The organism is Chamaesiphon sp. OTE_20_metabat_361 (assembly GCF_031364565.1).
Genome location: NZ_JANLWO010000549.1, coordinates 1 through 11,081 on the forward strand (window position 1 = coordinate 1; position 11,081 = coordinate 11,081).

Annotated in this window: 14 protein-coding genes; 12 read left to right on the forward strand and 2 right to left on the reverse strand. The window is 43.8% G+C overall.

Annotated features, from left to right (window positions below; genetic code table 11):
- Together RMO35_RS15745 and RMO35_RS15750 are read left to right on the forward strand one after the other, a co-directional pair.
- Positions 1-323 (forward strand): HD domain-containing phosphohydrolase (locus RMO35_RS15745; protein ID WP_309742272.1); only part of this gene is annotated, 323 nt, incomplete at its 5' end.
- A 233-nt stretch (positions 324-556) separates the two neighbouring features.
- Positions 557-1,327 (forward strand): DUF4184 family protein, encoded by a 771-nt coding sequence (locus RMO35_RS15750; RefSeq protein WP_309742273.1) that lies wholly within the window; start codon positions 557-559, stop codon positions 1,325-1,327.
- A 75-nt stretch (positions 1,328-1,402) separates the two neighbouring features.
- On the opposite strand, the gene RMO35_RS15755 is transcribed toward RMO35_RS15750, so the two are convergent.
- Positions 1,403-1,756 (reverse strand): phage holin family protein, encoded by a 354-nt coding sequence (locus RMO35_RS15755; protein ID WP_309742274.1) that lies wholly within the window; start codon positions 1,754-1,756, stop codon positions 1,403-1,405.
- Positions 1,757-2,426: 670 nt separating this feature from the next.
- On the opposite strand from RMO35_RS15755, the gene RMO35_RS15760 reads away from it, so the two are divergent.
- The 10 genes from RMO35_RS15760 (at position 2,427) to RMO35_RS15805 (ending at position 9,036) form a co-directional block, all read left to right on the forward strand.
- The gene (locus RMO35_RS15760) at positions 2,427-3,968 is read left to right on the forward strand and encodes a reverse transcriptase domain-containing protein (protein WP_309742275.1); all 1,542 of its coding nucleotides are present in this window, start codon (positions 2,427-2,429) and stop codon (positions 3,966-3,968) included.
- Between the two features lie 132 nt (positions 3,969-4,100).
- Positions 4,101-4,655, forward strand: coding sequence for a pentapeptide repeat-containing protein (locus RMO35_RS15765; RefSeq protein WP_309742276.1), 555 nt, complete (start codon positions 4,101-4,103; stop codon positions 4,653-4,655).
- Between the two features lie 120 nt (positions 4,656-4,775).
- The gene (locus RMO35_RS15770; protein WP_309742277.1) at positions 4,776-5,912 is read left to right on the forward strand and encodes a 5-(carboxyamino)imidazole ribonucleotide synthase; all 1,137 of its coding nucleotides are present in this window, start codon (positions 4,776-4,778) and stop codon (positions 5,910-5,912) included.
- A gap of 234 nt (positions 5,913-6,146) precedes the next feature.
- Entirely contained in the window at positions 6,147-6,353 is a 207-nt protein-coding gene (locus RMO35_RS15775; RefSeq protein ID WP_309742278.1) for a DUF2997 domain-containing protein, read from the forward strand.
- A gap of 54 nt (positions 6,354-6,407) precedes the next feature.
- Positions 6,408-6,797 carry a DUF1257 domain-containing protein gene (locus RMO35_RS15780; protein ID WP_309742279.1) on the forward strand — a complete coding sequence of 130 codons (390 nt, stop codon included), beginning with the start codon at positions 6,408-6,410 and terminating at the stop codon, positions 6,795-6,797.
- Between the two features lie 3 nt (positions 6,798-6,800).
- Complete coding sequence (locus RMO35_RS15785) at positions 6,801-7,238, forward strand: ferredoxin (protein WP_309742280.1); 438 nt, start codon at positions 6,801-6,803, stop codon at positions 7,236-7,238.
- A 50-nt stretch (positions 7,239-7,288) separates the two neighbouring features.
- Complete coding sequence (locus tag RMO35_RS15790; RefSeq protein ID WP_309742281.1) at positions 7,289-7,510, forward strand: hypothetical protein; 222 nt, start codon at positions 7,289-7,291, stop codon at positions 7,508-7,510.
- Complete coding sequence (locus RMO35_RS15795) at positions 7,507-7,941, forward strand: type II toxin-antitoxin system VapC family toxin (RefSeq protein ID WP_309742282.1); 435 nt, start codon at positions 7,507-7,509, stop codon at positions 7,939-7,941. Before RMO35_RS15790 ends, RMO35_RS15795 begins: the two co-directional genes overlap by 4 nt.
- Before the next feature lie 32 nt (positions 7,942-7,973).
- Entirely contained in the window at positions 7,974-8,309 is a 336-nt protein-coding gene (locus RMO35_RS15800) for a hypothetical protein (protein WP_309742283.1), read from the forward strand.
- Positions 8,281-9,036, forward strand: a complete 756-nt coding sequence (locus RMO35_RS15805) for a formylglycine-generating enzyme family protein (RefSeq protein WP_309742284.1) — start codon at positions 8,281-8,283, stop codon at positions 9,034-9,036. The genes RMO35_RS15800 and RMO35_RS15805 overlap by 29 nt, the downstream gene beginning before the upstream one ends.
- 236 nt (positions 9,037-9,272) lie before the next feature.
- Here the strand turns inward: RMO35_RS15805 and RMO35_RS15810 are convergent, their stop codons facing one another.
- On the reverse strand, positions 9,273-11,021 hold the full coding sequence (locus tag RMO35_RS15810; protein ID WP_309742285.1) for an ATP-binding protein: 1,749 nt from the start codon (positions 11,019-11,021) through the stop codon (positions 9,273-9,275).
- Between the last annotated feature and the right edge of the window lie 60 nt (positions 11,022-11,081).

Genomic DNA, 11,081 nt, shown 5'->3' on the forward strand with positions numbered 1-11,081 from the left:
CTTATGATTTTCTGTGCCAGATTCCCTGGACGAAACATCTTCAAGATGTCCCGAAAATTGCGGGTTCCCATCATGAAAAACTAGATGGTAGTGGCTATCCCCGAGGACTAACCACCGCCGCAATTCCGATCCAGTCACAAATTATGACGATCGCCGATATTTATGATGCCCTCACTGCCAGCGATCGACCATACAAACCGCGTTTATCACTCGATCGATCCTTATCAATTTTACGTCAAGAAGCTGCTGCTGGTAAACTCAATCTTCATCTCTTAGAGTTATTTGAACAGCGTCAAGTCTACTCAGTTATAAATTCTATTTAAAATAGATATTATTTGACTCACTTTGGGACTAATTTATCAATAAATTTTAGTAATTCTATTTAATGTGCAAGAACACTGTAGGGTGTGTTATCCCGGAGGGTAACGCACCAGGGATAATCTAGATCCGGTACATCTCACGACTCGGCTCGGATTGCGATATTAGATTGCCATCGACATCTAGACGACAACAAAATATAGCTTGCTATATTACCAATCAAACGAGCGGAATAAATATGCCCTTTACCTTTGCCCATCCCATCGCCGCCGCCCCCATCTGGCTTGGTTCAAAGCGTAAGCTCGATCTACCCAGCCTGATTATCGGCTCGATGATTCCCGATATTGAATACTTCCTATCATTACAGCCAGTTAAAACAATCGGACATACTTTTACTGGCATCCTCCTTCAAGGTATCCCTTATTCGATCGCGCTGTTGCTAATTAGTCGTTATATTTTAATGCGCCCTTGTTTAGCATTACTTCCACCACGATTAGCTCGACATTTGCCATTGCCAACTAGCTATTTTTCGCTTAAATCTCTATACCTGCTCAATGTCATCGGATCGATAATCATCGGAGCTAGCAGCCATCTAATCTGGGATTTTTTCATTCATCGTACCAAGTCGGTTGTCAACCATTCTCAGCGAATTCAGGCTCATTTTAGCGAAGCATCAATGTATCAACTATTTCACTTGGGCAGCACGGCAATCGGATTGATTGCCATCGTTATCTGGTTGTTAAAATGGCTCGATCGTACTGAATATCGTCACCAAATTGAAACATTAACACCCAACTGGCGCGGTATAGCTGCGATCGCGATCGTCTTACCAGCATTTGGGTTAGCGATCGTCGCGATCGAGGCCAACCATGTAGTTGGTGAAACAGCACTTGAAGTCTTTGTCAGAGCTTTAATCGGGTGTATTTCTGGCACCTTTGTGGGATTGTGCTTATATTCGATCGGCTTTTGGATCTGCGAGAAGTTTAAACCGGGTTCGACAACGATTTAACTAACTTATTTAACGAATAAATCGGGGATTCGATCGCCAATATTATCGCTTGTTTAATTAGTTAAAATCGAACTTTTACTTAACAAACCAATTTAGTAATGTGGACACGATCGATAGCACAAACGATCCGGCGATCGCTGGAACGATCCCCCCAATAAAAAATCCCGGCACATACCACGAAACAAACATCAAACACAGCACATTAATTGCCAGTGAAGATATCCCCAATGTAATAATCGTCAAGGGAAAAGTGAGGAATTTGAGAATCGGACTCACCGTACTATTAATCAACCCTAATACTAAAGCGGCTATCAGCGCCGTTACAAAATCTCGCAGCCGAAACTGTCCTGGCAAAATATAGTCGATAATCCGTTGGGTAATCAAAAACGCGATCGCATTGAGAACCCAGTTAATCAGTAATTTGAACATACTAGAGATGGGAGCTGGGAGATGGAGGATGGGAGATAGGATTCCGACGCCATGCCAACGCGATTTGTTCGATCGTCGGCTCTATTTTTGCGATAAACTGTCCATGTTAAGGATTGGTGCGATTCGTTCAGCGTAAATCTCGGTATTCAGTCCGTAGCATAACCGCTGGAGCCAAGTCTCCCAAGACTAGCTTAACTATCTAATTGATGAAGGTGCAAGTCCTTCCCACCAAACTCAGGTGTGACTCCTTATCTGCCCACGATGACTCGACTCGGAATTCGGGAGGTCGAAGCTGGGAACAGGGCGCAGCCAGATATCCGTTGCAGATAACACTGGCGCTAACAGGGAGTTCCTAAGATAAAACAGAGCCTAAAAAAGCAACTTATTTACAGGGTAGACGCAACAACTATAAATGTCTAACCTCGCACGAGATATGTATCCCGCCGCAGATCACATTCCAATAGCGGTAAGAGTATGGGGTTCGTGCAGTTGAAGTGGCTATATCTAAGGGAACTAAATAATCAATTTGATGGAACGAATAAAAACGTGCTTGAGGTCTGTAAGTGGTCGCATTTACGGTAGACCGGACGAGTGGATTAACGCCTCAAATACGGGTAGGACAGACCGTAATTGGTCTGAGGTATTCAGAGTAAATAAATTGGAGTAAATCATGATTAGACGCAGCTTAACCGCTAGCGAATTGTGGAAAAGCTTCAAATGGAAGAGATTTCAAAAGATACTTTTCCGGTTACAAAAACGAATTTATAAAGCAGTTCAAGTTGGAGACAAGCGGAAGGCGCGGTCTTTACAGAAACTAGTTTTAAAGTCTCAAGCAGCTAGATTACTAGCTATCCGACAAGTAACGCAATTAAATGCGGGTAAGAGAACAGCGGGTATCGATGGCAAAAAATCTCTCTCATTTGAGGAACGATTTGCACTAGCTAACGAGCTAAAACAACATCATGCGAACTGGAAGCATGAAGGTTTACGAGAAATTCCAATCCCTAAAAAGGACGGAACGAAGCGGATGCTTAAAGTGCCTACAATAGCGGATCGAGCTTGGCAATGCCTAGCAAAGTATGCCCTCGAACCTGCACATGAAGCAACTTTCCACGCTCGAAGTTATGGGTTTCGGACTGGTCGTTCGGCACATAATGCCCAAAAGTACCTGTTCGATACTCTAAACTCGAAAATGAATGGAATAAATAAAAGAGTGATAGAGCTTGATATTGAGAAATGTTTCGACAGGATTAACCACAATGCAATCATGGATAACCTAATTGCGCCAGCGAGACTAAAACTCGGTATTTTCCGATGTCTAAAAGCTGGGACAGCTATAGGATTTCCAGACCAAGGAACGCCTCAAGGCGGAGTAGTTAGTCCATTGCTAGCCAATATTGCACTCAATGGAATTGAAAGCTTACATAGATATCATAATCATGGTGCTTATGCAGAACCATCTGTCCGATATGCGGATGATATGGTGATTGTACTCAGACCCAAAGATGATGCAGAGGCAATACTTAATCGAATCTGTGAATTTTTAGCTAAACGAGGTATGAACATTAGTGAAGGAAAGACCAAAATTACTGCTACGACAGATGGTTTTGACTTCCTCGGCTGGCATTTTAAAGTCCAGAAAAACGGTAAGTTTCGTAGTACTCCCTCAGTGGAGAATTTCAAAGCTTTCCGTAAGAAGGTAAAATTCATTGTTAACAACTCGAATTATGGTGCCACAATCAAAGCTGTTAAATTAGCTCCTGTGGTGAGAGGTTGGAGACAATACCATAAATACTGCAAAATGGATGGAGCTAGAAATTCTCTATATTTTATCCAAAAACGGGCATTTACGGTATTCAACAAAGAGAAAAAACAGAATCGCTACACTAGTAAAACGTTATTAGATAAAGCATTCCCAACTGTTTCTTATTCCGAAAACGCACATATCAATATCAGAGGAGAGAAATCTCCTTATGATGGGGATATTACCTACTGGAGCAAACGTAATAGTAAACTCTACGACGGAGCTACCTCAAGAACATTAGTTCGTCAAAACCATTCATGTGCATCCTGCGGTTTAAAATTCGTAGGAGAAGAAAGAGTACATCTGCATCACGCTGATGGAAATCATAATAATTGGAAGCCTAAGAATCTAGAAGCAATTCATGAATCTTGCCACGATTATATACATATGAGCAAAGTTAACGCTTAGAATATCGGGAGCGCAGTGCTGTGAAAGTAGCTCGCTGCGATCTAATTGGGAGGGGCGCAGGGTAATACCTGCCCTCGACCTAACCTAAAAATCTAGCTCGATATCACTTGCCCAGATTCGATCCTCCCTACCTTGCGTTCGCATAGCGTCGGCTTTGCCAAATCGCCACACAATTGTTTGCCTGAAAATATGCCTACTATTATCGCCTTAATCCTTGCTTCGATCCTAACCTTATTTCCCGGTCATGCGATTGCAGCGGGAGGCACCTCTCAATACAAACCATCACTCTCTTACGACAACGCCGAACTAAACGGTCAAGATTTCTCAGGCAAAGATCTCAAAACGGCAGTATTCACCACCGCCAAACTCGATGATACCAATTTTTCCGGCGCAGACCTCACGGGCGTGGTCATCAGCTCGTCAACCCTCAACCGCACCAATCTCCACGGTGCAAATCTCTCTCAAGGCTTACTAGATCAAGTCCGGTTTGTCGGTGCCGATTTGAGTGATGCTGTATTCACCGAGGCGATGATGCTACGATCCACATTTACAAATGTCAACATTGCTGGCGCAGATTTTTCCGATGCAATTTTAGGCAAGCTCCAACAAAAAGAACTCTGCAAAATTGCCACTGGTACCAATTCCAAAACCGGAATCGCCACCCGCGACTCTCTCGCCTGTAAATAAGCTACAGTTCTAACTTGGGTTAAAATCCCCTCCCTGGAGGGGTGTCCGAAGGACGGGGTGGGTAAGATCTACGCAGCTCACCACACATAGCAACGAACAGGATCGATCTAGAGAATTGAAATGAAACGAATTGGTGTAATTGGCGGCGGACAACTAGCGTGGATGATGGCTAGTGCCGCCCAAGAATTGGGAATAGAATTAGTCATTCAAACTCCCCACGATACGGATGTCGCTGTCAGCTTAGCGACAGAAATAGTCCTCGCAGATGTAGATGATGTCGCCGCCACAGCAATTTTGGCAACTAAATGCGACGCGATTACCTTTGAAAATGAGTTCGTCGATTTAGAAGGGTTGGACAAACTCGCTATCGCCCAAAATGTCAGTTTTCTGCCGCCCCTAACTGCCCTAGCTCCACTCTTAGATAAGTATACTCAACGTTGCTACCTGCGAGATTTAGGGCTACCAGTGCCACAATTTGCCGTACTAGAACAGCCCGAATTACCCCCAGGGTTTGAATTTCCCGTCGTCATCAAAGCCAGACGCAATGGTTATGACGGACAGGGGACATTTATCGTCAAAGATGCGTCTGTCCTAGCAGCCCTCTACCATCGCTACCCGGACACGCCATTTCTAATTGAGGAATTCGTCAAATTCGATCGCGAGTTAGCCGTCATTGCCGCCAGAGGTGTCAATGGTGAAGTAATTACCTATCCCATCCTGGAAACTCAACAGGAAGACCAAGTGTGTCGGCGGGTATTCACTCTGGATGATTTACCCACCGAGATTGTCGCAACTTGTAACTCGATCGCGTCCAAATTACTCACCAGTCTAGGCGCAGTTGGTGTATTTGGGATCGAGCTATTTCTCACCGCCGACGGCAAAGTATCCGTCAACGAAATCGCCCCCCGCACGCACAATTCTGGACATCTGACGATCGAAGCCTGTGCTACATCACAGTTTAGTCAACTGATTCGGGCGGTTGCTGGTTTACCATTTGGTAGTACCGCACTTACCTGTGGCGGTGCCGTGATGGTCAATTTGTTAGGCTATGAAGACACTCACAGCGATTACCCAGACAAACGCCAGCAGCTAGCAGCCATCCCCAATGCCCACGTCCACTGGTATGCCAAGGAGTCGAGAATCGGACGCAAACTCGGCCATGTGACGATTGTCGTCGGCAGGGACGATGAGCATCAAGACTACCTGTCGCAGGCTCAATCTCTAGCACGACAAGTAGAGACAATCTGGTATCCATAAGTAATCTGGTCGTGCAAAGCGCTAAAGTTTACGAAACTTGATGTACCGCCTCAGCAAACAGAAACTTACTTATAATGCAAGAATAACTTTACCAAATAATAACTTTTACCAACGATCGATCGAGATCGACACATCAATCGTCAGATTTCATCTACCGATCGAGTCTAAACTAATTTACTCAGATTAAATATAATCAAACTTAACGATCGAAATATTGGAGCAATTACATCACCTATGAGCATGGAGACGCTAGAGTTTATCATCTACCCAGATGGACGAGTGCATGAAAAAGTCACTGGTGTAGTGGGTCAGTCTTGCACCGTTGTAACCGCCGCGATCGAATCCGAACTAGGTGATGTCGTCAGCCAAGAGCAAACTGCGGAATATTTCACCCAAAATCTCGAACTAACTGCTGCTGCAACTACTCAAGCCACTTGGTAACTCAACAGCTAGCTATTAATTACTAATTATTCACCCATTACCACCCATACCTATATGTCCCACTTTAGCAACATCAAAACCAAGATTCGGAACGTAGAATCGCTCACCGCAGCACTGACAGATCTAGGCATCGAGTGGAAAACTGGCTCGCAGCCAGTACGCGGCTATCAAGGCGATACCCGTACCGCCGCCGTCATCATCGAGCAGGAAAATGGCTACGATATCGGCTTCAGCAGCAACGGCAATAACGAATACGAACTAGTTGCTGACTTGCAATTCTGGCAACAAAATTGGTCGGTCGATCGCTTTTTGAGCCAAGTCACCCAGCGTTATGCTTATCATACAGTATTGACCGAAGCCACCAAGCAAGGTTTCCAAGTCGCCGAAGAACGCAACCAAAACGACGGCTCGATTAAACTAGTCGTCCAACGCTGGAGTGCCTAAATAATGGCTGCTTTTACCCCACCGCCAGATGAGAACCAGTCAGGATTCTCGCCAGAGCTAGGCGGCTTCTTGCGCGATGCCGAAGATCGATCGGGGTTCGAGCCAGAACTCGGTGGGGTATGGCGACAAAAGGGCGTATATGTAGACGAGATGACATGTATCGGTTGTCTCCACTGCGCCCATACCGCCCGGAATACATTTTTTATCGAGCCAGAACACGGGAGAGCGAGGGTAGTGCGCCAAGATGGCGATCTCGAAGACACGATCCAAGAAGCGATCGATACTTGTCCGGTTAATTGCATCCAATGGGTAGATTATACCGAGTTAAAGAAATTAGAAACAGAACGTCAATATCAAGAAATCCCGATGGCTGGCTTCCCGGTAGACAGAGCCACCGTCGCCGCAAAAATTCGCCGTCGCAAACTGAATCAGGGAAAATAGGATTTTAGACTCGATGCGAATAGTATAATTACTACAATTTGGCAAACATAATGAGTAACGCAGCCGTTCAAATGCTTTTAAAAGAAGCCGAGAATTTAACTAGAGCAGAAAAAGTAGAGTTAATTGATTCTTTGAAAAAGCAAATAGAAAGTCAACCTGCGAAAATTGAGGAAAATAACCTAGCTGACTTTTTCCAAAGTTCCCCTCTAGTTGGAGTAGATATAGATCTTACTCGCCAAGTAGATATGGATGAACGTGAAGTCAATCTATGAATTATATTTTAGATACCAATGTGATTTCAGAAGCCATTGCCAAGCAACCAAATCAAGAGGTGCTCACTTGGCTAAAGACAACGGAATCACAAAGATTATATTTGAGTGTAATCACTATGGGTGAAATCAAGAAAGGAATTGAAAAGCTACCACAATCGCACCGGAAAGAAAATATCAAAAATTGGTTTGAGAATGACTTGTTTACTCGATTTTCTGGTCGGATCCTGGAAGTAGATATATCAGTGATGTTAATCTGGGGAGAGCTAGTAGGAAAGCTGGAAAAAGAAGGACGTAAATTACCTGCTTTCGATTCTTTAATCGCGGCAAATGCAAAATATTATAACTACACTTTAGTTACTCGCAATGAAAAGGATTTTGCAGGAATAGATATTGTGATTTTTAATCCTTTTAAAGGTTTAAATAACCAATAAAGGTAATTAGGATTTTACGTTCGATCGAGAACATGACTAAAACTACAGCTACACGTCGTCGCGGACGAATCTTTCCCGAAATTCAATGGACTCCCGAACAAACAGCGCAACAGCAAGCCGAACGTGAAGCTTTTTATCAGCGTTGTTACCCCATATTCGATCGAGTCAAACCCGAATTAATCGCGACTCACTACAATTGGTTCATCGCCATCGAACCAGATAGTGGCGAATATTTTATCGATTCTCCGTTGGAGAGGCTACGCCAACGCGATTTAGAAGTAGCCTCCTTACAGTGTCGAGCAAAACGTCCAGGTAAGCTTCATTATACATTTCGGATTAATGAATCTGATGCTTGTGGTTCGATATGATATTGGGAAATTAATGTTGCAATCTTTTGAATTTACTACTGCTAGAATATCAGATACAGGTCAAATATCATACTTTGAGAAACAAGGTAAATATTTAGATGTAGAATTGGATACTAATACAGCTTTAACACTAGTCCTTGCATCAACAGAAACACTTGAATCGGAAGATAATACTCATTCATCTTTTCTAATCGGTAAATACCCCATTACTCAAAAGCAATGGTACAAAGTGATGAAGCGTTTGCAAGACGGTGGCAATTTAGGATTTAAAAAACCTGTTATGGCAAATTGGATGGATGCGATGGAATTTTGCGATCGATTATCACAAAAAGAAGGTAAAGAATATAGACTACCTTCCGAATCAGAATGGGAAATTGCTTGTCGCGCTGGCTCGAAAACCATTTTTAGTTTTGGAAACATTTTAACGCCTGATTTAGCTAATTTTGGGAAAGATCATTCGATTACAGGTATTGGGTATAAAACAACATCGCAACCAATTATGAATGTCGGAATGTTTCCACCAAATGATTTTGGAATCCACGATCTGCATGGAAATATCTGGGAGTGGTGCTTAGAAAAACAACCTAACCCATATCCAGGATTGCGTCCAATTCGAGGAGGTGCCTACTATAGTCCTGCCGAAAGTTGTGGCTGTTCGTACCAAGGGTGTTTTCGCTATAGACATACAGGCCAAGTAGTTGGCTTTAGGGTTGTTTCATCTTTATGAAATACATTATTTAAAGAGAGTTCAGGATAAGGAAAGTTGATTTGCTTCGTTCCTGCACCGCCCTGAACTATAAGTTCGGGCTAATAGCTCAAGCTCTCTGAAGAGAACTGTCAAATTTCAGTCAGTTCGTTAAAACGAAATTTGGCTATTAGCCCCAAATTCATTTGAGGGCGGTGCAGAAACGAAGCTATGAATTATTGCGCGGAAATCCTTATCCCGAACTTTCGTTATTTAGTTTAAAATCCTAAGTCCATCTGCGCCGCTTTCGCTGCTACTAAAATCTCCTCATCCGACTTAGTACCCCAATCAGGATCGCCAATTTCTTCATAGAATTTCTGGTCGTATGGACGAGTGCGGACTACCACAGGCATCGGTACCGCGTGTCCTAATACTAATGCTTGTTGCTTAGAATCTAACTTCGCTAACACCGACTTCAATCCCTGTGCGCCGGATACGCCTGTAAAGATAGCATCGATATCTTTTTCATCGTTAATTAATGCCGTAATCCGCGTGCCAATTTGAGACATAATCTCATTATCGATCCCCGATGGACGTTGATCGACGATTAGTAATGTCACGAAAAACTTCCGCATTTCCCGCGCGATCGTGCCAAAGATGGTACTCTTAGCAATAGCCGGATCTAAGAAACGATGGGCTTCCTCGATCGTGATAATGAGCGGATAAGGTCGATCGGATTCCTGTTTACTTTGGAGATATTGTTCGGCTTTATTAACGTACAGTTTATGAATCCGGCGGGTGAGCATATTTGTCACCAGCATATAAGATAATAAATCCGATTGATTGCCAAATTCAATCACCACATTTTTACCAGCACTAAGCGATTGAATCAAACTTTTAAGATTGTCCTGACGGCTGATTGGGCGTAGATATTTTAGCTTTTCTAAGCGCATCAATTTCCGTTGCAAAGAAGAGATCGATCCTTTATGCCCTTTCCCCGATTCACAGAAGATAGTGATATCTTCATTCGTCATTTCCAGTAGCCGACTTATCCAACTACTGCCATATTCAGCCGCTAAAATGTTGGCATTATCTAACGCTGCATCAGATAAACCCAACTCGCGCGATACCAACTGTAAATCTTCGATATCGATCATCTCATAAGTGAGATACAGATCCTGCGCGTCGCGAATCCCCCTAGCGCGACTGGATTCAGGATCGAGCGTGTAGACGACTACTTCGTTGGGAAATAATTGCCGCAAGCCTTTAACCGTGCGAACATTTTTGCCTTCTTGTACTGCTTCCCAACCATACTCAGAGTGCATGTCAAAGATCAAATTAACTGCGACTTTCTTCCGAATTACGCCAGCGAGTAACAGTCGAGTCAAGAATGATTTTCCCGTCCCCGATTTGCCAAATACCCCATTACTCCGCTCGACAAACTTCTTGAGATCCAAGCAGACAGGTACATCCATATCCAATGGTTGCCCGATCGAAAAATTCTTGCGCGTCGGATCGTCTTCCCAACCGAATACCGAGCGAAAGTCATTCTCATTGGCATCAAATACCTGACTGAAGTGGCTGGGAACCGTCTTGACTGGTAAAAGCTCCCATTCCATATTTGTCTGCGCCTCAAAGGACGCTAGCACGGCTTTACCAGTTTCAGCTTTAGCTTTTTTGCCTTTACCATTCCCATTCAGACTCGCACCGCTGCTCAAAATCGGTGGAATTTGACTGAATTTATTGAGCATCAACATCGGCGACAGATTTACGGTGCCATAAGTACCGCTTCCCGACAAAACATCCAGCAAAAAATCATCTTCGGGATGCGGTGGATTGACTAAAATCCGATCGCTCGATGTCCCCAAACAAACATCTGTTAACAGACAAAAGAAGTCATATTGTCGTCCCCGCACTACCAAAAATTTGCCCACCCGCATATCTTCCACAGAGATATCTGGATGCAGTCTTACTTCCAAGCCACCAGTGAGCGAACCTTCTATTACTGAGCCGAGGGGTTTATTCATGAGCTGGTAGATACTAAATACGGATGCACCGCTACCCTCACCGCTGAAGATTTTACGGGT